Annotated in this window: 19 protein-coding genes; 5 read left to right on the forward strand and 14 right to left on the reverse strand. The window is 67.7% G+C overall.

Translation table 11 applies throughout. The features are described 5' to 3' along the window. Position 1: 1 nt before the first annotated feature. Both AC3WOE_RS16880 and AC3WOE_RS16885 read right to left on the reverse strand, forming a co-directional pair. The gene (locus AC3WOE_RS16880) at positions 2-892 is read right to left on the reverse strand and encodes a carbohydrate ABC transporter permease (RefSeq protein ID WP_492692018.1); all 891 of its coding nucleotides are present in this window, start codon (positions 890-892) and stop codon (positions 2-4) included. After that, entirely contained in the window at positions 889-1,800 is a 912-nt protein-coding gene (locus AC3WOE_RS16885) for a carbohydrate ABC transporter permease (protein WP_492692019.1), read from the reverse strand. Before AC3WOE_RS16885 ends, AC3WOE_RS16880 begins: the two co-directional genes overlap by 4 nt. A 464-nt stretch (positions 1,801-2,264) precedes the next feature. On the opposite strand from AC3WOE_RS16885, the gene AC3WOE_RS16890 reads away from it, so the two are divergent. The 3 genes from AC3WOE_RS16890 (at position 2,265) to AC3WOE_RS16900 (ending at position 7,949) form a co-directional block, all read left to right on the forward strand. Beyond that, positions 2,265-4,781 carry a TonB-dependent receptor domain-containing protein gene (locus tag AC3WOE_RS16890; protein ID WP_492692121.1) on the forward strand — a complete coding sequence of 839 codons (2,517 nt, stop codon included), beginning with the start codon at positions 2,265-2,267 and terminating at the stop codon, positions 4,779-4,781. Between the two features lie 122 nt (positions 4,782-4,903). Further along, positions 4,904-6,421 carry a tryptophan halogenase family protein gene (locus tag AC3WOE_RS16895; protein ID WP_492692021.1) on the forward strand — a complete coding sequence of 506 codons (1,518 nt, stop codon included), beginning with the start codon at positions 4,904-4,906 and terminating at the stop codon, positions 6,419-6,421. Between the two features lie 55 nt (positions 6,422-6,476). Next, positions 6,477-7,949 (forward strand): glycoside hydrolase family 32 protein, encoded by a 1,473-nt coding sequence (locus AC3WOE_RS16900; protein WP_492692023.1) that lies wholly within the window; start codon positions 6,477-6,479, stop codon positions 7,947-7,949. 21 nt (positions 7,950-7,970) lie between these two features. Here AC3WOE_RS16900 and AC3WOE_RS16905 read toward each other — a convergent pair whose 3' ends face one another. From AC3WOE_RS16905 to AC3WOE_RS16945, 9 genes are all read right to left on the reverse strand, one after another. Then, positions 7,971-9,029 carry a LacI family DNA-binding transcriptional regulator gene (locus AC3WOE_RS16905; protein ID WP_492692025.1) on the reverse strand — a complete coding sequence of 353 codons (1,059 nt, stop codon included), beginning with the start codon at positions 9,027-9,029 and terminating at the stop codon, positions 7,971-7,973. A 118-nt stretch (positions 9,030-9,147) separates the two neighbouring features. Continuing rightward, positions 9,148-10,827: an MFS transporter gene (locus AC3WOE_RS16910; RefSeq protein ID WP_492692026.1), complete on the reverse strand. Its 1,680-nt coding sequence runs from the start codon at positions 10,825-10,827 to the stop codon at positions 9,148-9,150. A 263-nt stretch (positions 10,828-11,090) separates the two neighbouring features. After that, the gene (locus AC3WOE_RS16915) at positions 11,091-11,750 is read right to left on the reverse strand and encodes a 2-hydroxychromene-2-carboxylate isomerase (protein WP_492692027.1); all 660 of its coding nucleotides are present in this window, start codon (positions 11,748-11,750) and stop codon (positions 11,091-11,093) included. Further along, positions 11,747-11,974, reverse strand: coding sequence for a DUF1289 domain-containing protein (locus tag AC3WOE_RS16920; RefSeq protein WP_492692029.1), 228 nt, complete (start codon positions 11,972-11,974; stop codon positions 11,747-11,749). Before AC3WOE_RS16920 ends, AC3WOE_RS16915 begins: the two co-directional genes overlap by 4 nt. After that, complete coding sequence (locus AC3WOE_RS16925) at positions 11,971-12,483, reverse strand: YbaK/EbsC family protein (RefSeq protein WP_492692031.1); 513 nt, start codon at positions 12,481-12,483, stop codon at positions 11,971-11,973. Before AC3WOE_RS16925 ends, AC3WOE_RS16920 begins: the two co-directional genes overlap by 4 nt. Positions 12,484-12,519: 36 nt before the next feature. Next, the gene (locus AC3WOE_RS16930; protein ID WP_492692033.1) at positions 12,520-12,930 is read right to left on the reverse strand and encodes a hypothetical protein; all 411 of its coding nucleotides are present in this window, start codon (positions 12,928-12,930) and stop codon (positions 12,520-12,522) included. Between the two features lie 10 nt (positions 12,931-12,940). Then, entirely contained in the window at positions 12,941-13,333 is a 393-nt protein-coding gene (locus tag AC3WOE_RS16935) for a DUF3224 domain-containing protein (protein WP_492692035.1), read from the reverse strand. Then, complete coding sequence (locus AC3WOE_RS16940; RefSeq protein WP_492692037.1) at positions 13,330-14,565, reverse strand: cyanophycinase; 1,236 nt, start codon at positions 14,563-14,565, stop codon at positions 13,330-13,332. The genes AC3WOE_RS16935 and AC3WOE_RS16940 overlap by 4 nt, the downstream gene beginning before the upstream one ends. A gap of 136 nt (positions 14,566-14,701) precedes the next feature. Next, complete coding sequence (locus AC3WOE_RS16945; protein ID WP_492692039.1) at positions 14,702-16,117, reverse strand: cyanophycinase; 1,416 nt, start codon at positions 16,115-16,117, stop codon at positions 14,702-14,704. Positions 16,118-16,317: 200 nt separating this feature from the next. On the opposite strand from AC3WOE_RS16945, the gene AC3WOE_RS16950 reads away from it, so the two are divergent. Beyond that, positions 16,318-19,020: a TonB-dependent receptor gene (locus AC3WOE_RS16950; protein WP_492692041.1), complete on the forward strand. Its 2,703-nt coding sequence runs from the start codon at positions 16,318-16,320 to the stop codon at positions 19,018-19,020. Here AC3WOE_RS16950 and AC3WOE_RS16955 read toward each other — a convergent pair. Genes AC3WOE_RS16955 through AC3WOE_RS16965 form a run of 3 tightly spaced genes read right to left on the reverse strand, consistent with a single transcriptional unit; the run spans position 19,013 to position 20,834 of the window. After that, a complete protein-coding gene (locus AC3WOE_RS16955) occupies positions 19,013-19,432 on the reverse strand; it encodes an acyl-CoA thioesterase (RefSeq protein WP_492692043.1) in 420 nt (139 codons plus the stop codon). The genes AC3WOE_RS16950 and AC3WOE_RS16955 overlap by 8 nt on opposite strands. Beyond that, positions 19,429-20,052: a YceH family protein gene (locus AC3WOE_RS16960; protein WP_492692045.1), complete on the reverse strand. Its 624-nt coding sequence runs from the start codon at positions 20,050-20,052 to the stop codon at positions 19,429-19,431. The genes AC3WOE_RS16955 and AC3WOE_RS16960 overlap by 4 nt, the downstream gene beginning before the upstream one ends. Next, positions 20,052-20,834 (reverse strand): SDR family oxidoreductase, encoded by a 783-nt coding sequence (locus AC3WOE_RS16965; RefSeq protein WP_492692047.1) that lies wholly within the window; start codon positions 20,832-20,834, stop codon positions 20,052-20,054. Before AC3WOE_RS16965 ends, AC3WOE_RS16960 begins: the two co-directional genes overlap by 1 nt. A gap of 130 nt (positions 20,835-20,964) precedes the next feature. Between AC3WOE_RS16965 and AC3WOE_RS16970 the strand changes: the two genes are divergently transcribed. Further along, a complete protein-coding gene (locus tag AC3WOE_RS16970; RefSeq protein WP_492692049.1) occupies positions 20,965-22,641 on the forward strand; it encodes an electron transfer flavoprotein-ubiquinone oxidoreductase in 1,677 nt (558 codons plus the stop codon). Positions 22,642-22,661: the final 20 nt, after the last annotated feature.

Raw genomic sequence — 22,661 nt, forward strand, 5'->3', positions numbered from 1 at the left:
GTCACTTGCCTCCGCTGTGCTGCACCGACTCGATGACGCGCCGGCCGAACACCGCCAGCAGCAGCAGCACCGGCAGCAGCGCGACGACGGTGGCCGCCATCAGGCCGGTCCAGTCCGGCTGGCCCTGGGGCGTCTGCGACTTGAAGGTCTGCAGGGCCACGGTCAGCACCTGGTGGGCCTCGTCCTTGGCGACGAGGTAGGGCCAGAAGAACTCGTTCCAGAGGTTGATGCCGGTCAGCATGGCGATGGTGGCCAGGGCCGAGGACGACAGCGGCAGCACGACGCGGGCAAAGATGTAGGCGTGCGAGGCGCCTTCCAGCAAGGCCGCCTCCTCGATGTCGCGCGGGATGGCGAGGAAGAACTGGCGCAGGAAGAACACCGAGAAGCCCTGCATCAGGCAGAAGGGCGCCACCATGCCGACGAAGGTGTCGAGCCAACCCAGCTCCTTGATGAGGATGAAGTTGGGGATGAAGGTGACGACGCCCGGCACCATCATCGTGCCGACGAAGAGGGCGAACAGCAGGTTGCGGCCCGGGAAGCGCAGCCGCGCAAAAGCATAGGCCGCCATCGCCGCGCAGCCGACCTGCAGCACCACGATGACGACCGTGAACAGCACCGAGTTGACGAGAGCCCGCAGGAAATTGATCTCGGCCCCGGAGCCGCCGACCGCCAGACTCTGCTCCGGCGACAGCAGGCCGAGCACGCGACGGAAGTTCAGCAGCGTCGGGTCGCGCGGCAGCAGCGTCGCGGACTGGTCATAGAGCTGCTGAGGCGGCACCAGCGCCGTCTTCAGCGCGAACCACAGCGGCAGCAGCGTGACCAACAACATGCCCAGCAGTGCGGCCCAGGCGAGCAGGCGGCCGAGCGTCCAGCGTTGACCCGGGGCGCTCATGCCAAGTCGCTCTCGTTGGCGCGCATGACGCGCATCTGCACGACGGTGTAGGCCAACATCACGAGGCAGAGCACCATCGACATCGCCGAGGCATAGCCCATCTTGTAGAAGCTGAAGGCGTTCTGCACGATGTAGTAGACGATGACCTGGGTGGAATCCAGCGGCCCGCCCTTGGTCGTCACGGCGATGGTGTCGAAGATCTGGAAGGAGCCGGTCACGCTGGTCACCAGCACGAAGACCATGACGGGCCGCAGCAGCGGCAGCGTGATGCGGCGGAACATCTGCCATTCCGACGCGCCCTCCAGCCCGGCCGCCTCGTAGAGGGAGCGCGGGATGTTCTGCAGCCCCGCCAGGAAGAGCAGCGCCACCAGCCCCATGTGGCGCCAGATGTTGACGGCGGCCACGGTCAGCAGCGCCTGGTCCACGCCGCCGAAAAAGGGCTGGCGGTCGACGTCCAGCGTGGCCAGCATCTCGTTGGCCCAGCCCAGCAGCGGGTCCAGCATCCACAACCAGATCATGGCGACGAGCACGTTGGACAGCAGATAGGGCAGCAGCACGACGGACTTGACCCACAGCGAGCGCGTCAGCCTGTCCATGGCGACGGCCAGGAACAGGCCGAACGCGATCTGCAGCGGGATGTTCAGCAGCACATACCAGGCGCTGAGCTTCATGCCCTGCCAGAAGCCGCCGTCCCGCAGCAACTCGGCGTAGTTGGCCAGGCCCACGAAACGCGGCTCGCGCAGCAGGTTCCAGTCGGTGAAGCTGATCGCGAAGGCACGCCAGGTCGGCCAGGCGTGGAAGAGCAGGAAGCCGATGAAGGCCGGCCCCACCAGCGCGAAAGCAGTCAGCGTCTCGGCCCGGCGGGCGGAGTCGAAAGCGGCGACGAAGGGGGCGAGAAGACGGCTCACGATTGCTGCATTTTCGATCAATGCACTCATTCTGGGCGCTTTTGCAATCGTTTGTATTCGGGATTGTCCCAAGCTTCGGAAACCAGGCCGACGTGGAGCTTCCCACGGCAGCCCACCCCGTTTTCCCCAGCCTCCCAGGCCCTCGACAAGCGCGCGGTACGCCCCGGAGCAAGCTACCGAATCAAACCCGCAATCATTCAAGACTCCAAGTCTGCATTGAGAACTCACGAAGCAGAACAGAGGCCGCCCCGCGCGGCCCCACGCCCTCGACAGCGGCGCTGCTGCCGCCCGCGAGGCGCACCTTCGCCGGTTGCCCCGCACCAACATCGCTCGTTTTCCCTAGCATTGCAATCGATTGCTTTTTTTGCACAGCGAACCTATTCTTCGACGCAAATGAGAAATGGCGCCACCGTGGTCGGCGCCTCGCGACAAACCAATCCAACGAAGGAGACAACGTGAAGTCCATGTCCGCCCGCCACCCCACCCTCACTCCGCTGGCCCAATTGCTGGCCACCTCGTTCGCCGCCCTCGCGCTGCCCGCGATGGCGCAGACCACGGACCCCGCCAAGTCCGACGTCGTCGGCCTGGAACGCGTCGTCACGACCGCCACCTCGTCTGCCAAGTCCAAGATGCGCAGTTCGGTCTCCGTGACTGACGTCGACCAGGAGCAGGTGCAGGCGCTGGGCGCACGCACCGAGGCCGAAGTGCTGCTGCTGATCCCCGGCATCCGCACCAACCCCGATTCCGGCGCCGGCGGCAACGCCAACATCTCGGTGCGCGGCCTGCCCATCTCGTCGGGCGGCTCCAAGTACGTGCAGTTGCAGGAAGACGGTTTGCCAACCGTGCAGTTCGGCGACATGAACTTCGGCAACAACGACTACTGGATTCGCTTCGACACCAACGTCGACCACATCCAGACGCTGCGTGGCGGCTCGTCGTCGGTGTTCGCCTCGCACGCCCCGGGCGCCGTCATCAACTACATCAGCAAGACGGGCAAGCAGACCGGCGGCAGCATCGGCATCTCCCAGGGCCTGAATTTCAAGGAAACCCGCGTCGACGGCGACTACGGCGCCAAGCTCGCGCCGGACCTGTACTACCACGTCGGCGGCTACTACCGTCAGGGCGAGGGCGCCCGCCATGGCACCTCAAATGCGCTGCTGGGCTACCAGCTCAAGGGCAACATCACCAAGGAGTTCAACGGCACCAAGGGCTACGTCCGCGCCTACTTCAAGGTGCTCGACGAACATGCGCCAGCCAACCCCCAATCGTTCCTGACGGCCAGCCAGTCCGGCAACTACTTCGGAGGCTTTGCCAAGGCGCCCAATTTCGACGCGACCCGCGAGTCTGGTGCTTCGATCTACAACGCCACGGTCCCTGGCATCGACCCGGTCACACGCGAGCGCTTGAATACGTCGCTGGTCGACGGCATCACCGTGAAGACCAAGGCAGTCGGCCTGGAGTTCCACAACGAACTGGCCAACGGCTTCACCGTCGATGACAAGTTCCGCATCACGAACAGCTCGGGTGCCTTCCAGACGCAGTTCTGGGATGTCCAGACTCTGAACAATCTGCTGGGCGGATTCGGCGCCGGTGCAACGGCCAAGTATTTCAACGGCCCGAAGGCGGGCACGACCGTCACCGCTGCCAACCTCGCCACCGGCCTGGTCTCCAAGAGCGCGGCCATCAACACGCAGCTGCCCGACATGGGCAATCTGGTGAACGACCTTTCGGTCGCCAAGCAGATGAAGACCGACATCGGCACCCTGGACCTGCGGGGCGGCATGTTCTATTCACGCCAGAACGTCGTGCAGCGCTGGATGATCAGCGAGCGCGTGGTCGAAGCGGCCGCCAACGGTGCCGTCATCGACGTCTACGACGCCGCCGGAGCCGCACTGACCACGGCAGGCCTGACCGGCTACAACAACCAGTGGGGCGGCTGCTGCGCCCGCGACATCGACACGCGGTTCACGACGACGGCCCCCTACCTGTCGGCCAACCTCGGCTCCGGCAATCTGGACCTGGACGCCGGCATCCGGCGCGAGAACTTCAAGGCCAACGGCAACTACGCTGCGGGCGGCTCGCAGGCCTACGACGTCAACGGTGACGGCAAGATCAGCGGTGCCGAGAAGAACGTCTTCCTGATCGATCCGAACCTCCCGCGCGGCCTGGCCAACTACTCCACCAACTACACCAACTACTCGCTGGGCGCGAACTACCGCCTGACCAGCGACCTGAGCGCCTTCGTTCGCTACAGCAAGGGCACCCGCGCCGTCGCCGACCGCCTGCTGTTCTCGTCCAACATCGATGCCGCCACGGGCCAGCTGACGGTCGGGGGCAAGGCCGCGGTGCTGGCACCGGTCAAGCAGTCCGAGGTGGGCGTGAAGTACCGCGGCGTGGCCGACTGGGGCAACTACGGCCTGGCGGCCACGCTGTTCCACTCGACCACCACCGAATTCGACTACGACCAGACCCGCCAGGACGACCCGAGCAAGCCCAACTACCAGGGCCCCAAGCTCAACGTGCTGGGCTACAAGGCGGATGGTCTCGAGCTGGAAACGGCCGGCGGCATCGGCAACTTCGCGCTGAACTTCAACGTCGTGTACTCGAAGGAAGTCATGACGTCCAATCTGGGCGACGCCAGCCAGGTGGGCAAGACTTCCGGTGGGGTGCCGAAGTGGCGCTACACCATCTCGCCCCGATACGCGATCGGCGACCTGACGCTGAGCGCGACGGTGCGAGGCCAGGGCGAAGTGTTCGCGGACAACAGCAACACGACCAAGATCAAGGGCCACTACATCATCAGCGCCGCGGCCAACTACGACTTCGGCGGCGGTCTCTCGGGCGGCCTGACCGTCAACAACCTGTTCAACAAGGTCTACCCGACCGGCGGCGGCGGCTTCATCGGCGGATCGACCACGATCTTCGGTGCTGGACTCGAGAACGGGCGCACGATCAACGCCAACGTGCGGTACAGCTTCTGATCCCGGCGGGTTCGCCCGCCCTCTTCTGTTCCGGCCGGCACTGCGCGACGCAACGCCGGCCGGCGTTTCTTCTGGGCAACTGCTCGCGTCATCATCGCAACCTCGTCAACGCGTCCCGAGCCATGACACCCCATCCCCGTTCGCTGCGCCACATCGTCATCGTCGGCGGCGGCTCCGCCGGCTGGATGGCCGCCACCTCTCTGGCCACCGCCCTGGCCTCACGACAGTGCGCCATCACGCTGGTGGAGTCCGACGAGATCGGCACCGTGGGGGTTGGCGAGGCCACCATCCCGCCCATCCGCACCTTCAACCAGACCCTGGGCCTGAACGAGGCGGAGTTCATGCGCCGCACCCAGGGCAGCTTCAAGCTCGGCATCCAGTTCGTGGATTGGGGGCGACAGGGCCAGCAATACTTCCACCCCTTCGGCCCGCACGGTGTCGCCTTCGACTACGCCCCGCTGCACCAGCACTGGCTCAAGAGCCGCCATGAAGGCAGCTGCAGCAGCAGCCTCGACGACCACTCCATGGCCTGGGCTGCCGCCCGCCTGAACCGCTTCGCGCCGCCCGAGGCCAACCCGCGGGACGTGCGCTCCACCTACGACTACGCCTACCACTTCGATGCCGGGCTCTATGCGCGCTACCTGCGCGAGGTCGCCGAGGCGCGCGGCGTGCAGCGCGTGGAGGGCCGCATCAGCGCGGTCGAGCTGCGCGCCGCGGACGGCTTCGTCGACCACGTGCGCCTGGCCGACGGACGCGACATCGCGGGCGACCTCTTCATCGACTGCTCCGGCTTTCGCGGCCTGCTGATCGAGGAAGCCCTGCAGACGGGCTACGAGGACTGGAGCCACTGGCTGCCCTGTGACCGCGCCGTGGCCGCGCCCTGCGCCCGCGCGGGCGACTTCACGCCCTACACCCGCTCCACGGCCCGTGCCGCGGGCTGGCAGTGGCGCATCCCGCTGCAGCACCGCACCGGCAACGGCTATGTCTACTGCAGCCGCTTCATCGGCGACGACGAGGCCGCCGGGACCCTGCTCAGCCACCTGGACGCATCGGCCCAGGCCACGCCCCGGCCACTGCGCTTCACCACCGGGCGGCGGCGCCAGTTCTGGAACCGCAACGTCATCGCGCTCGGCCTGGCCAGCGGCTTCATGGAACCGCTGGAGTCGACGAGCCTGCACCTGGTGCAGTCTGGCATCTCACGACTGCTGGCCCTCTTCCCCGACCGCAACTTCGATCCCCTCACGACGGCCGAGTACAACCGCATCGGCACCCAGGAGTGGGAGCGCATCCGCGACTTCCTGATCCTGCACTACAAGCTGACCGAGCGCGACGACAGCGAGCTGTGGCGCTACTGCGCGGCCATGTCCATCCCGGACACGCTGCAGTGGAAGATCGATCACTTCCAGCGCCGCGGCCGGCTGGTGTCGGAAGGCAACGACCTGTTCGGCAACCACAGCTGGCTGGCCGTTCACATCGGCCAGTTCAACTGGCCCGAGGCCCACGACCCCCTGGTGGACCTGCGCGGCGTGGACGGTGCGGCCATGCTCGAGCGCCAACGCCTGGCGATGAGCCAGGCCGCAACTTCGATGCCGACGCACCAGGCTTTCATCGAACGGCACTGCCGGGCGCCGGACCTCTGACGCCACGGGCGACCGCACAGCCGCCGCCGATCATCCACGCCTCAACGCGACCGCCATGGCCAGCGCCCCCACGCCCCAATACCGCCCTGCCTACCACTACACGCCCGCGGCGAACTGGATGAACGACCCGAACGGGCTGGTCTTCCATCAAGGCGTCTACCACCTGTTCTACCAATACCACCCCGAGGGCCCGACCTGGGGGCCGATGCACTGGGGCCATGCCACCAGCGCTGATCTGCTGCACTGGCAGGAACAGCCCGTCGCCCTGGCCCCGGACGCGCTGGGCATGATCTTCTCGGGCAGCGCGGTGGTCGATCACGACAACCGCTCGGCCCTCGGTCCGGCCGGCACCTCGCCGCTGGTGGCCATGTTCACCCACCACCGCCCGGCCGATGCGCAGGCGGGCGTCGCCTCGCACGAGAGTCAGGGCCTCGCCGTGAGCCTCGATGGCGGTCGCACCTGGTCCAAGTTCGATGGCAACCCGGTGCTTCCCAATCCGGGGCTGAAGGACTTCCGCGACCCCAAGCTCTGCTGGCTGGCAGAGCCACAGCGCTGGCTGGCCGTGCTGGCCTGCGGCGACCGCATGCGCTTCTACAGCTCGCCCGACCTGAAGTCCTGGACGCTGGAGAGCGAATTCGCGCACGAGCTTGGCACCGGCGGCGTCTGGGAGTGCGGCGACCTGTTTCCGCTGCGCGCCGCAGACGGACCGATGTACTGGGTGCTGCTGGTGAGCGTGACCCTCGGCGGCCCCAACGGCGGTTCCGGGACTTTGTACTTCATGGGTGACTTCGATGGCCACCGCTTCACGCCGCTGGACACGCAGATCCGCTGGCTCGACTTCGGCCCGGACAACTACGCCGGCGTCACCTGGTCGGGCGTCGATGACCGCGCCCTCTTCATCGGCTGGATGAGCAACTGGCTCTACGCGACGTCGGTGCCGACGGCCCCCTGGCGCAGCGCGATGACGATGCCGCGCGAACTGCAGCTCCGGCTGGGTGAGGAGGGTCCTCGTGTGGCGTCCGTGCCGGCTCGCGAACTGCTCGCGCTGCAGGGCGCGGCGCTTCTGGAACTGCACGAGATCGAGCTGCAGGAGCCGCTGGCCCTCAGCGCCGGGCTGCGGGCGGCCGGCAGCGCCTTCGTGCTCCGCCTCGGCTTCGCCGTCTTGCGCAGCTTCGCCCTGACGCTGGCGGGCGCGGCAGGCGACGAACTCTTGATCAGCTACGACCGCGACACCGACGCCTGGTTCATCGATCGGCGCCAGGCCGGCCGGGTCGACTTCCACCCGCAATTCGCCGGCCGCCATTCGGCGCCCCGCCTGGCCAGGACGACGACGGCCGATCTGCAGCTCTATGTCGACGCCACGTCGGTGGAACTCTTCGCCGACGATGGGCTGACCGCGATGACCTGCCTGTTCTTTCCGCGGGAGCCCCTCACCTCGATGCACCTGTGCTCCGAGGCCGGCCTGGCGCTGCGCACGCTGACCCTGCACCCTCTGCGTGCCGATCCCGGGCACGAGGGCCGGGGATGACGCCGTCCTGGGGCCAGGGGTTCAGGCGTCGCCGTCCGGCGTGCTCTGGCGCAGTTTCAGATAGACCGGCATGGTGCGCGGCTCGGCACGCTCGCCGCGCAGCTGGCCGAGCAGGGCCTCGACGAGTTCGGCGCCCGCCTCGGCCACCGGCTGGTGCACCGTGGTCAACGGCGGGTCGCAGTAGGCGGCCAACGGCATGTCGTCGTAGCCGATGACGGCCACGTCCGCCGGCACGCTGCGCCCTGCGGCGCGCAGGGCCTGGATGGTGAGCAAGGCCAGCACATCGCTGCAGCAGAACACGGCGTCGAAGTCGCTGCGGGCCGCGCAGAAATCGCGGATCACGCTGGTCGCGACGCCGGGCTCGAAGGCGGCGGGCAGTTCGAGCCCGGCGTCCGCCACCAGTCCGGCATCACCCAGCGCCTGCTGATAGCCCTGCTGGCGCAGCCAGACCTCGGGCAGGCGGGCATCACCGAAAAAGGCGATGCGCCGACGCCCCAGGCCGAGCAGGTGGCGCGTCGCCAGCGCACCGCCCAGCACGTTGTCGCCACCGACGCTGCAATACAGCTGCTGCGGCATCTCGCCGCCCCAGACCACCAGCGGCAGCTTGCGCGCGGCCATCTCGTTGAGCTGGTCGTGGTGGCGCCACTGGCCGATGAGGATGACGCCGATGGCCTTGCCGGAATCGAACCAGTGCGAGGCCAGGTCCAGGCGTTCGGCGTCCACGCGCGACAGCAGCATGTCGTAGCCGCGGTCGGTCAGTGCGTCGGCGATGGAGCCGACGATGGACAGGAAGAAGGGATCTGAGATGTGCTGGCGGGACTTGGCGTCGTAGGGCACGACGACGGCCACCGTCTTGTTCTCCTGCAGCCGCAGGTTGCGGGCACCGAAATTGATGGAGTAGTTCAGGGAGCGCGCCAGCTCGGCGACACGCTGGCGCGTCTCGGCATTGACGAGCTCGCTGCCGTTCAGGGCCCGCGACACGGTGGACACCGACACGCCGGCCAGGCGGGCGATGTCGACCATCTGCAGGCGGCGCTGCTCGCCGGCGCTGCCGTCGGAGGGTTCTTTGGACTTGGGCATCGCCGGCATCGTCGCAGGGCCGGGTGCAATCGACAAGCAGGGCTAGCCAGGGCAAAGAAAAAGGCCGGCATGAAGCCGGCCTTCTCGAATCCCCGGGAAAACCCGGGACAAGCAGGCATCAGTCGCGGGCGTAGATGTCCACGTCCTTGGTCTCGCGGACGAACAGCATGCCGATGACGAAGGTCGCTGCCGCGATGACGATGGGGTACCAGAGGCCGTGGAAGATGTTGCCGTTCTGGGCCACCATGGCGAAGGTGACGGAAGGCAGCATGCCGCCGAACCAGCCATTGCCGATGTGGTACGGCAGGCTCATGGACGTGTAGCGGATGCGCGTCGGGAAGAGCTCGACCAGCATCGCGGCGATCGGGCCGTAGACCATGGTCACATAGACCACCAGCACGAACAGGATGGCGATGACCATCGGCACATTGGCCTTGGCCAGGTCAGCCTTGGCCGGATAGCCGGCGGCCTTCATGGCTTCGCCCAGGTCCTTCTTGAAGGCGGCGATGGCCTTGGTGCTGGCCTCGTCGAACTTGTGCTCGGTCAGCTTGCTGGCCGTCGGGACGGCGATTTCCTTCTCGCCGACCTTGACGACGGTGGGGGCACCGGCCGGGGCTTCGACGGTCTCGGAACTGGCCGACGAGCCGGCCAGTGCGCGCTTGGCGATGTCGCAGGCGCTGGTGAAGTCCACTTCACGGGCGATGGGGCTGCCCTGAAAAGAGCAGCTGGCCATGTTGGTGCTCAGGGTGACCTTGGAGGTTTCCTGGGCCTTGGCAAGGTCCGGGTTGGCCGCGGCGGTCAGGGCCTTGAACAGCGGGAAGTAGGTCACCGCGGCCAGCAGCAGGCCGGCCATGATGATGGGCTTGCGGCCGATCTTGTCCGACAGCGTGCCGAAGATGACGAAGAAGGGCGTACCCAGAATCAGGGAGATCGCGATCCAGATGTTGGCCTGGGTCAGGTCGACCTTGAGCACCGACGTCAGGAAGAAAAGCGCATAGAACTGGCCCGTGTACCAGACCACGCCCTGGCCGGCGACCAGGCCGAAGAGGGCCAGCAGCACGATCTTCAGGTTCTTCCACTGGCCGAAGGACTCGGACAGCGGCGCCTTGGAGGTCTTGCCCTCGGCCTTCATCTTCTGGAAGGCGGGCGATTCGTTCATCGAGAGACGAATCCACACCGAGATGCCCAGCAGCAGAATGGAGACGATGAAGGGAATGCGCCAGCCCCATTCGGCGAAGTCCTTGTCCGGCATGGAGTTCTTGACGCCCAGGATGACCATCAGCGACAGGAACAGGCCCAGGGTCGCCGTGGTCTGGATCCAAGAGGTGTAGGCGCCACGCTTGCCGTGCGGCGCATGCTCGGCCACATAGGTGGCCGCGCCGCCGTACTCGCCGCCGAGTGCCAGGCCTTGCAGCAGGCGCAGGCCGACCAGGATGACCGGAGCCGCGGCGCCGATGGTGGCGTAGGTGGGCAGCACGCCGACGATGAAGGTCGACAGACCCATGATCAAGATCGTCACCAGGAAGGTGTACTTGCGACCAATCATGTCGCCGAGGCGGCCGAACACCAGCGCACCGAAGGGGCGCACGATGAAGCCGGCGGCGAAGGCCATCAGCGAGGCGATGAAGGCGGCGCTGGGATCCAGGCCGGCAAAGAACTGCTTGGCGATGACCGCCGCCAGGGAGCCGTAGAGGTAGAAGTCGTACCACTCGAACACCGTGCCCAGCGAGGAGGCGAAGATGACCTTCTTCTCCTCCGGGGTCATCGGCGCGGCGGCGCTTGAAGTCGCAGTTGCCATGAAATGTCTCCGTCAGTTGTCGGGCCGCCCCACAGGCTTCCCTCGGCGTGACTATTCACACCGCCTCTGACCGTGTTCTGACGCCAGTCTGAATCGAGACTGACAAACTCCGCAGCAACCCGGGGTTCGCATTTCTCAATGCGAGAACAAACGACCCTCGCGGGTAAATCCTGAGACGTTTTGAATCATGTCTGCCGGCCTGCATGCCGGCAGTCCTTCGCGAGGCGTCGAACAAGCCGCAGTGGCTTGTTCTCGGTCCGCGCTCAGTGTTTGCGCGTGACCCCGGGCCGGGCCTGGGCGGCCGACTCCCAGACGCCGCTGCGAAACCACGGGTCACCGTCCATGGCGGCGCGCAGCATGGGCAAGGCGTCCTGGCCCCAGAACAGGCGGCCCTCGAATTCGAGGGTCGGCACACCGAAGACGCCGCGGGCCAGCGCGGCTTCGGTCTCGCTGCGCAGGCGCTGCTTGACGGCGTCGCCCGCCGGGTCCTGGGCCGGCGCAAGGCGCTCCGCGAGAGCCGCCAGCCGGGCCGCGTCGTTGGCGTCGGCACCGGCACCGCGCCAGACGTGGTGGAAGAGCTGCTCGACCACCCAGCGCCCCGGCGTGTCGCCCGGTTGGCCTTCCGGCGCCGCACAGGCCCAGGCCAGGCGCAGCAGCGGCAACGGGTTGAAGGGATGCTGGGCCGGCGGGTCCAGCACCACGCCCTGGCGGTGGGCCAGCCAGGCGACCTGGCGGAAGGTCCAGCGCCGCTTGGCCTCGATCTCGGCCGGGCCCTTCTGCCCCAGGGCCTGCAGCAGCGCGGCAAACAGGATGGGGCGGTAGACGACCTCGACGCTATGCCCCGCGACCGCCTCGGGCAGGGCCTCGAAGCCCAGGGCCGCATAGGGCGAGATGGGGTCGAAATAGAAGGTCAGCTGCTTCATCGGTCCTGTTCCTCGCTGTGCGGCCAGGGCCCGAGCCACAGGCCGTGGCGGTGCATCTCGATGCGGCGCTCGGGCAGTTGGTCGAGGACGTGGCGCTGCACCGTCTCGGGCGCCCCACCCCAGCCGGCAATCTCGTTGAGGCTGCGCGCGCAGCCGCGGCACCAGCCGGTCGCCGCATCCATCTGGCAGACGTTGACGCAGGGCGAGACGACCACGGCTTTCATGCCTGCACGACGTCGATGACCGGAGCGCCGGTAATCTTCGTCAGCTCCTCCGGCGTCAGCTTGAAGACGCCGTTGGGGTGGCCCGCCGCGGCCCAGATGATGTCGAAGCGGAACAGCTCGCGGTCGATGAAGAGCTGGGGCGCGGCGAAGCCGTCGATGGGCGCGAAGCCGGCCGGCGACACGCCGCCGATGGAGAAGCCGGTGCGGGCCTTGACGAAGTCGGCGTCGGCCCGGCCCAGCGGCCCGGTGTGGGGCTTGAGCTTGGCCTCGTCGACGCGCTTGTCGCCCGAGGTGATGACGAGGACGGCCGAGTCATCGGCCTTGCGCCGGAAGACGACCGATTTGGCGATCTGGCCCAGGGTCACGCCCAGGGCGTCGGCGGCCTCCTGGGCGGTGCGGGCCGCCACGTCCAGCCACAGCGGACGGTGGGGATGGGCCAGACTCGCCAGGGCGGCGCTGACCCGCTGGAAGCCTTCGGGGCGGGACTCGCGGGATTCGGTTTCAGCCATGGCCGCGATTGTGTCGCGGCCCGGCGCGCCCGGCTCTCAGTCGCGGTCCTTGCCCTTGCCGTGGCCCTTGCCATGGCCCTTGCCCTTGCCGTGGCCTTCACCACCGCCCTGGTCGTTGTCGTTCTGCGGCGCGGCATAGCGCTGCTGGTACCAGTCTTCCTTGACGAAGTAGACCGGCACGCCGCAGGCGTTGTACTGGGCGCAGTGCTTTTCCCAGTGCTTCTGGTGGCCCGGCGGGATGCGCATGTACACGGGCGCGACCTGCACCGGCTGGCGCTGCACCCAGATGGGCTGGGCCACGACGACGGGCGGCGGTGCGGTGTTGCCGATGTCGATGCGGCCGTAGAAGCCGGGCTGGCCGATCTGCACGGACACGCCGACGTCGGCGGCCTGGGCGGCCCCCGCGGCCAGCAGGGTCGCAACGACGGGGAGGAGGATCTTCTTCATGGGGTCTCCTTCAAGGGGTGGGCAAGCTGAAATCGAAATCGTAGAAATGCTGGTGGCCTTCGACGCGGATGCGCATGCTGCCGGTCAGGCCGGCCAGGGCGCCGGTACCGGAGTCTGGCACGACGACGATCTCCAGGGCGGGCTGGCCGCGGTTCATGCGCCCCTGGTGGACCAGGGCGAAGCTGCCCTCGCGCCCCTGCAGGCTGCCGCTCACCGTCTCCAGCGCCACATAGGCGGCCGAGCCGGCGACGCTGCCATGCGTGGCCAGCATCTGGCCCGAGCCACGCGCCTCGAGGGCGCCGTGGTATTGCTTGTCCAACAGCATGCGGCCTATGGCCGGACTCTGGCCTTCAGCGTCCCGGGCCGTCATGCCGACGCTGAATTCACCGCTGATCGTCGTCATCGCAGTTCTCCTTGCCGCCGCTGGCCCGATTCGACCACGCGCAGCGGCTCGGCGACCAGGGGCGTGAACAGAGGATTGGCCACGCGCACCGGCACGACGTCCAGGCGCGCGCCGAGCACCGTGTAGTCCTCGCTGCCCAGCAGGGCGCTGCACCAGCCGACCAGGCCGGGGCCGCGGCGCAGCCGGAATTCGAAGCCGATGTCGGCCATGGCATCGCCGGGCCGCGGGTTGGCGCGGTAGGCCAGGCCGCGCACCTCGGTCGACGGGCCATCGAGCAGCTGGGTCAGCGCCTCGAGGATGCAGCCGTCGCCGAGGATGTCGAGGAAATAGCGGTCGGACTGCAGGGCGGGCTCGAAGCCGGGCGCCGCCGGGTCGATGCGCGGCTCGCGCAGCTTGTGCGCGGCGGGCGTCGTCTCGCCGCTGGCGAGGTCGTGGCGGTCGCCATGGTCCAGATAGGACAGGCGCGCCCCGCGCAGATTGAAGGCCGGCAAGCTGGCGTCGTGCGTCGCCTCGCCCAGGTCGATGACGACGGCACCACTGCCGCCTATCACCTCGAGCTCGCTGCCCCTGATGACGACCGCGGCGTTCTCGTCGACGCCCAGGCCCAGGCGATAGCCCAGGGCCTGCAGGGCCGGCAGCATGCGGCCGATGCGGCCGCGCTTCAGGAAATGCTGGTCGACCAGCAGCTCGGGCATGACGAAACCGAATCCGCGGTCGTACTCCTGGCCGGCCCGCCACTGGCCGCGCAGTACGGCGAGGTTGTCCATGGCGTCTCGGAACATCAGCCGGCTCATGACGGCAGCACCCGCGCTGGTGCCGGCGATGACGCCACCGGCCGCGAAGACGGCGCGGATGGCCTCCAGCATGGCGGTCGGCTGGCCGCCGGGCTGCAGGGTGTCGACGAGGTATTCCTGGGCGCCACCCGAGAAGAACACCGCCCGGCAGGCGGCGACGCGGGCGATCAGCGCCGGGTCGTTCAGCGTGGCCGCCAGGTCGACGCCCGCCAGATGAGGCGCCAGCGGAACGGCTTCGGCCCGGGCGCCGCAACGGTTCAGCGCGGCGACGATCTGGGCGGCGATGCGCTCCGGCTCGTAGGCCGCCGTGGGAAAGACCGCGATGGACGCGCCGGCGCCGCCGGCTTCTTGGACGATGCGCTGCCAGACGGCGTCGCTGTCAGCTTTGAGCGCACCGCCAATGACGATGACGGTGCCGGCGGGGGCGTGGGAGGTCAAGGTGGGACAGCGGGCCCGACGCGCTGGCCGGGCGGGATCGAATCACAAGCCTGTCATCTTGGCAGGTCCGGGCGTGTCGCGACAGCGGGACATGCCCGAGGAAGCGCAAGCAGCGGTGAGCAAAGGCTGCAAGCCGTCACTGCCCCGCCGGCGCCGAGGCGGATGGGACGGGTATCGCTGGCACCGGCGTCTTCGGCGGCGTCCAGCCGCCATAAAGCGGCATGGGCAGACGCACCGGGCTGATGTCGAGGTAGAGATTGGTCACGGTGAACTGCTCGCCGCCGAACTCCTCGGTGCTCCAGCCCAGCGAATCAGAGCCCTTGTAAAGGCGGAACAAAAAGCCCAGTTCGGCCAGCGGGTCGTTGGCGCGGGGCAGCACGTCGAAGGCCAGGCCCTTGACCTCCTTGCGCACGCTGTCGATGAGGCGACTCATGGCACCCGAGATGGTGGAGTCGCCCAGCATGTCGAGGTGGAAGACGTCGTCGGTGTAGTAGGGCTTGAAGTTGGGCGACTCGGCGTCGTGCAGCTCGCCGCGCAGCTTGGGGGCCGACGGCGTCGTCGAGCGCGCGCGCAGGTGGTAGCGATCGCCATGCTCCAGATAGGACAGGCGGGCGCCCTGCACGTTGAAGGCGCCGAGCGAGGAGTCGCTCTTGGCCTCGCTCAGGTCCACGACCAGCGCGCCGCGGTCGCCGATGACCTCGATCTCGTCGCCGCGGATGATGGCGGCCGTGTTCTCGTCCACGCCCAGGCCGATCTTGTAGCCCTTGGCCATCATCAGCGGGATCATGCGGCCGAAGCGGCCGCGCTTGAGGAAGTGCTGGTCGACGAACAGGTGGGGGCCGACGAAGCCCAGGCCGCGGTCGACCTGCTTGCCGTCGGCGAAACGACCCTTGAGGATGTTGATGACGCTGGGCGCGTCGCGGAACATGATGGTGCTCATGATGGCGGCGCCGGCCGAGGTGCCGGCCACGACGCCGCCCTTGCGGTAGACGTCCCAGATGGCTTCCAGCATGGGCGTGCTCTGGCCGCCGGGCTGCAGCACGTCGACGATGCGCTCCTGGGTGCCGCCGGTGAAGAAGATGCCCTTGGCCGCCTTGACCTTGGCGATCAGGGCCGGGTCGCGCACCACCTTGCTCAGGTCCACCCACAGGAATTTGGGCGCCACCGGCAGGGCCTCGGCCACGGCACCGCGGCGCTGCAGCAGGTCGACGACCTGCTTGGCGCTGGCTTCGGGATCCTCGCTGGCGGTGCCGAAGACGACGAAGCGTGCACCCTTGCCGCCGGCCAGCTGCACGATGCGCTGCCAGACCTCCTCGTTGTCCGCCTTCAGGGCGCCGCCGATGGGCACCGCATAGCCACGGATGGCCGGTTCGGCATCGACGGCGGGCGCCGGGGCGGGAGCGGGAGTCGGGGCAGCCTTGGCAGGTGCGGGGGCGTTGCCGCGCGGGGTCGAGGCCGGCGTGGCGGGTCGAAACAGCCTGAAACCCTGAGGCGCGCTCGCCGCAGCCGCCGCCGTGGGAGTGGCCGCGTGCACATCCGCAGCCATTGCCATTGCTGCCATTGCGGCCCAGATCCATGCCCTCATGCCCTCTACCCTCCTTGGTCAGACTGCGCATGATGACAGAGGCCCGATGACCGTTCGCCCCTAATTCGAACGACGGATGCGTGGCGCGGGCGAGACGAATCGACGCCTGGAAACCGGCAGCTAGCGGCGCCATGCCTAGACTCGCGCGAACCAAGGAGGCCCATCCAATGAAAACGCCCTGCCCTTTCCCACTCGTCGCATCTGCCGCTGCCGCGGCCCTGCTCGCGCTGAGCGGCGCCGCCCAGGCCCAGTCGACGCTGGAGCGCGTCGAGATCACCGGCACGGCGATCAAGCGCATCGAAGGCGAGACGGCGCTGCCGGTGCAGGTCATCACGCGGGGCGAGATCGACAAGGCCGGCGTGACGACGGCGGCCGAGCTGGTGGCCCGCATCAGCGCCAGTGCCAACAACCTGACCGACGGCGGCAGCGTGGCCTACGGGGGCTTTCGTGACCAGATGGGCTTCAACGCCGCCAACCTGCGCGGCCTGGGCGTGTCGTCCACCCTGGTGCTGCTGAACGGCCGGCGCATGGCCAACTTCGCCTCGCCCGGCGACTCGTCCGGCGTGGACCTGAACAGCATCCCGGCCGCGGCCATCCAGCGCGTCGAGATCCTGCTGGACGGCGCCTCGTCGCTGTACGGCTCCGACGCCATCGGCGGCGTCATCAACTTCATCACCCGCAAGGATTTCTCGGGCATCGAGCTCAACGCCCTGGCCGGCAACACCACCGAAGGCCATGGCGGCACCAAGCGCTCGGCGACGCTGGCGGGCGGCTTCGGCGACTTCGGCCGCGACGGCTTCAATGTCTTCGGCGTCGTCGACGTGCAGAAGACCAGCAGCCTGAACGCGTCCAAGCGCCAGTTCATCAAGGACCTGGACATCCCCGGACGCCTGCCCGACCTGCTGTCCAGCGCCAGCTTCCCCGGCAATATCCGGCTGTCGAGCTCTCAGCGCGACACGCTGATCGGCGAGGGTTACAGCAGCAATGGCTCGACGGTCATCGACTCCAGGACCGTCAACCCCGCGGCCGCCAACGGCTGCAACCCGCCGGCCAGCCTCTACCTGCCCGACGGCATCGGCGGCGTCGACGGTTGCACCTTCGACTACATGCGCGACATCGAGCTGTATCCCAAGTCGACCAAGAGCAGCGTCTTCACTCGCGGCATCTTCAACGTCGGCGGCGGCCACCAGGCCTTTGCCGAGATCTCGCTGGCGCGGGCCCGCACCTTCTACACCGGCACGCCCAACCGCGTCGACGCCGACATGGACGTGTCGCGCGTGCCCGCCTTCGCCGGCAGTTCGCTGAACAGCCTGGCCGCCGACGACGAGGACCGCGTCATCACCGTGCGCACCCGCCTGGCCGAGGCCGGCCTGCGCACCAGCGAGCTGGTCTCGACGACGCAGCGCGCCGTGGCCGGCATGACCGGCCTCGTGGCCGGCTGGGACTATGAATGGGCGCTGAACCACAGCACCAGCAAGGTCTCCGACCGCGACTACCAGGGCTATCTGAACGAGCAGATGGTCCGCGACGGCTTCGCCAACGGCACGCTGAACGCCTTCGGCCCGTCCAGCGCTGCCGGCCTGGCCCTGTACGAGAAGGCCCAGATCCGCGGCGAGGTGCGCCATGCCACCGGCAACATGGACAGCCTGGACTTCAAGGCCTCCAAGGCCCTGACGCAGCTGGCCGGCGGCGATCTGGCCGTGGCCATCGGTGGCGAATACCGCCGCGAGAAGCAGAACTACCATCAGTCCGACGCGCTCAAGCAGGACCTCATCCTCGGCGAGACCTCGCAGGGCCCCGATTCCGACTTCGGCAAGTCGCGCAAGGTGGGCGCCGTCTTCGGCGAACTCAGCGCCCCCATCACCAAGCAGCTGGAGCTGCAGGCGGCCATGCGCTACGAGCACTACCAGGTCAGCGGCGGCGCGCTCAGCCCCAAGCTGGGCCTGAAGTACGTGCCCATGAAGGAGTTGCTGCTGCGCGCCTCCATCGGCAAGGGCTTCCGCGCGCCGAGCCTGTCAGACCTGTACCGCCCCGTCACCGAAGGCTCGTCGGCCACGCTGGTGGACCCGGTCTGCATGGCCGCCGACCCCAGCAACACCGTCACCGACTGCTCGGACATCTGGGTCACGGAGAACTTCAGCAACGCCAAGCTCAAGCCCGAGAAGTCGCGCCAGTTCTCGCTCGGCATGGTCTTCGAGCCCAGCCGCGGCGTCAGCCTGAATGCCGACTACTGGAACATCGAGAAGACCAACCTGATCAGCACGCTGGGCGTCGACGTCATCCTGTCCGACCTGGCCAAATACGGCAGCCTCGTGCACCGCGACGCCGACAACGCCATCGACCACATCGACCTGATCAAGGAGAACCGCGGCAAGCAGCGCATCTCGGGCCTGGACCTGGGTGTGAATCTGAGCGGGCTCAAGACCGGCTTCGGCCAGTTCGGCCTGCGCGTCAACGGCACGCTGACGCTGAAGTCCCAGCAGCAGACCGGCGACGGCGACCCCTTCGTCAGCAACCTCGGCGTCTTCATCAACGACGGCGTGGTGCAGCGCTGGCGCCACACCATGGCGCTGGACTGGGACGCCGGCCCGGTGTCGATGACGCTGTCCAACAGCTATCTGCAGGGCTACAACGACCAGCACATCATCGGCAAGCCCGACCGCAAGGTGTCGAGCTATTCGCTGTGGAATCTGTCGGCCGCCTTCGAGGCCACCAAGTCCCTGACCTTCCGCGCCGGCGTGCAGAACCTCACCAACGAGACGCCGCCGTTCTCGCAGCAGGCCTGGTTCTTCCTGTCGGGCTACGACCCCAGCTACACCGACTCGCGCGGCCGCTTCGTCTACGCCAGCGTCAAGTACAGCTTCAAGTGACGAGTTGACGGACCCAGTCCGGCAGGGCGATGGCCTTGTCGGTCTGGGCGTCGAACCACAGCGTCGTCGCGCCGCCCTCGGCGTAGATGATGCCGGGTTCGTCCACCCGCTCCAGCGTGATCCAGGTTTCGAAGCTGGTGCGGCCGGGGTCGCTGACGTAGTGCCTGGCGATGACCTCGCCCGGCACCTTAAGTTGCCGGTAGAAGTTGCAGAAGGCGTTGACGATGACCGGCCCCTGCCCGCCCGGATTGGGCGGCGCACCGATGGAGGCCAGCCAGTCCACCCGCGCCATCTCCAGGTAGCGGAAATAGAGGGTGTTGTTGATGTGGCCCATGGCATCCATGTCGCCCCAGCGCATCTGGATGCGCAGCTCGAAGGTCAGCTTCTTTTCGGCCGGGACGACATATCTCATGGGTTGATGCCGAGCTCGGCGGCGATGCGGTTGACGAGCTGGCGCAGCGAGGCCACCTCGGCGCGCAACAAGGCGACTTCCTCGTCGCGCGGCATGGCCGCCACGGCCGCCTGCTCGACCGAAGCCACCGGCCCGCACAGCAGATGGGCCCAGCGCGCCTCGCGGGCGCCTGGCGCCTTGGCCAGCTTGATGGCGAAAGGCTGCTCACGCCCGGCCAGTTCTTCCAGGAAGCCTTCGACCGAAGACACATCGGCAAAGCGATGCAGCCTCTCGGTGTTCTGGCGCAGTTCGGCCGCCGTCTGCGGGCCGCGCAGCATCAGCTGGGTCAGCAGGGCTTGTGCCGCGCCTGGCACGCCCAGGCCGCGCGCGAAGTTGTGCTCATAGCGCACCACGCGGCTGCCGCTGACCGTGTTGACGAGGCTCAGGCTCTTGAGCTCCTCGATGGTCGCCAGCACCTCGGCCTCCGACACGTCCATGACCGGGTCACGCGCCGTCTTCTGGTTGCAGCCCGAGGTCAGGGCATTGGCCGACAGCGGGTAGCTGTCCGGCACGGTGGATTCCTTCTCGACGAGGACGGCGAGGACGCGGGCCTCCAGCGGGGTCAGGTCTCGCTTCAACATCAAACTCCGAAACCGTCGTCGGCCTGGATCACGGCGCCATTGATGAAGTGGCTCTCGTTGGCGCACAGCATCAACAGCGAGGTGTCGAGGTCCTGGGGCTGACCCACGCGCTTCCTCGGCAGCAGCTCGACGAGCTTCTTGCCCTGCTCGGTGCCCCAGTGGTGGTGGTTGATCTCGGTGTCGATATAGCCCGGGCAGATGGCGTTGACGTTGATGCCGTACTTGCCCCATTCCAGGGCCATGGCCCGCGTCATGTGGATGACGGCGGCCTTGCTCATGGCATAGACGCCGATCTGGCCCAGCACGCGCAGGCCGGCCATGGAGGCCACGTTGACGATGCGCCCGCCGATGAAGGTGCCCGGCGCCGAACCACGGGCGCGGGCCAGCATGCGCTTGCCCACCTCCTGCGCGACGAAGAAGGCGCCGCGCGTGTTGGTGTCCATCACATAGTCGTAGTCGTTCTCGGTGACGTCGGTGAGGCGCTGGGTGGTGGACACGCCCGAGTTGTTGATCAGGATGTCCAGGGTGCCGACCTCGGTCTCGGCATGGGCGACGGCGGCCTTGATGCTGGAAACGTCGGTCACGTCGAGCTGCACGACATGGGCGTCGCCGCCATTGCCTTCGATCTCGGCACGCAGATCCTTGAGCCGCTCGACGCGGCGACCGGCCAGCACGACGCAGGCGCCGGCCTTCGACAGGGTCTTGGCGAACTGGGCACCCAGGCCGCTGGAGGCACCGGTGACCAGGGCCACGCGGCCTTCGAGATTGATGGAGTAACTCATGAGACTGCCTTCCGAGTGGGTTGCGTCCATCCTACCGGTCTAGACCGCACAACCTAAAAAAGCACGATCGTTCGATTCCCCATCCAGTCTCTCTAGAATCGCGCGCAATTCGAAGCTGACGGAGACCTGCATGACATCCGAAGAAATCCTGGCCCAGTTCGGCCCTCGCGAGTCCATGGAATACGACGTGGTCATCGTCGGCGGCGGCCCCGCCGGCCTGGCCACGGCCATCCGCCTCAAGCAGATCAAGCCCGACGCCAATGTCGTCGTGCTCGAGAAGGGCTCGGAGCCCGGCGCCCACATCCTGTCCGGTGCCGTCATGGACCCGCGCGCCATGGAAGAGCTGTTCCCGAACTGGAAGGAACTGGGCGCGCCGCTGAGCCAGCCGGTGTCGGGCGACGACGTGCTCTTCCTGTCCGAGACCGGCAGCCAGCGCACACCCGATTTCCTCGTGCCGCGCAACTTCCACAACCACGGCTGCTACGTCATCAGCCTGTCCGATGTCGTCAAGTGGATGGCCGGCCAGGCCGAAGCCCTGGGCGTCGAGATCTTCCCGGGCTTTGCCGCCGCCGAGGTGCTCTATGACGAGCAGGGCCGCGTCAAGGGCGTGGCCACCGGCAATATGGGCCTCGGCAAGGACGGCGAACCCACCGACCACTTCCAGCTCGGCATGGAGCTGCTCGGCAAGTACACCGTCTTTGCCGAAGGTGCGCGCGGCCATCTCGGCAAGCAACTGCTGGCCAAGTACAAGCTGACCGAAGGCAAGGACACCCAGACCTTCGCCATCGGCATCAAGGAGCTGTGGGAGATCCCCGCCGACAAGGCCCAGCCCGGCAAGGTCGTGCACACGGCCGGCTGGCCCATGGAAGGCGACACCTTCGGCGGCGGCTTCCTCTACCACCTGGCGGACAACAAGGTCACGCTCGGCTTCGTCATCGGCCTGGACTACGACAACCCCTATCTCAGCCCCTTCGAGGAGATGCAGCGCTGGAAGGCCCACCCGGCCATCCGCGCCCACATCGAAGGCGGCAAGCGCATCGGCTACGGCGCCCGCGCCATCAACAACGGCACGCCCCAGGCCCTGCCCAAGACCGTCTTCCCGGGCGGCTGCCTGATCGGCTGCGACGCCGGCTACCTGAACGCCGCCCGCATCAAGGGCAGCCATGCCGCCATCAAGAGCGGCATGCTGGCCGCCGAGGCCCTCGCCCCGGCCCTGGACGCAGGCCGCGCCCAGGACGAGCTGACGGCCTACCCCGAAGCCTTCGAGAAGAGCTGGCTGAACGAGGAGCTGCAGCAGACCCGCAACTTCAAGCTCTGGTTCAAGAAGGGCAAGACGATGGGCCAGCTGATGACCGGCATCGAGCAGTGGCTGCTGCCCAAGCTGGGCATCAAGAACCCGCCGTGGACCCTGCACAACCACAAGGCCGACAACGCCTCGCTGCGACCGGCCGCGGAGTGCACGCCCATCGCCTACCCGAAGCCCGATGGCAAGCTGACCTTCGACCGCCTCTCCTCGGTGTTCATCTCCAACACCAACCACGAAGAGAACCAGCCGGCCCACCTGACGCTCAAGAGCGACGCGGTGCCGGTGCAGGTCAATCTGGCCAAGTACGCCGGCCCCGAGAGCCGCTACTGCCCGGCCGGCGTCTACGAGTTCGTGCCCAACGAGGGCGGCAGCGGCGAGCGCCTGCAGATCAACGCGCAGAACTGCGTGCACTGCAAGACCTGCGACATCAAGGACCCGACGCAGAACATCGTCTGGGTCACGCCCGAGGGCGGTGGCGGCCCGAACTACGCCGGCATGTAAGCGCCTCTTGCGCTCCAGGC

The sequence above is a fragment of the Roseateles sp. FW305-36 genome (assembly GCF_058787015.1).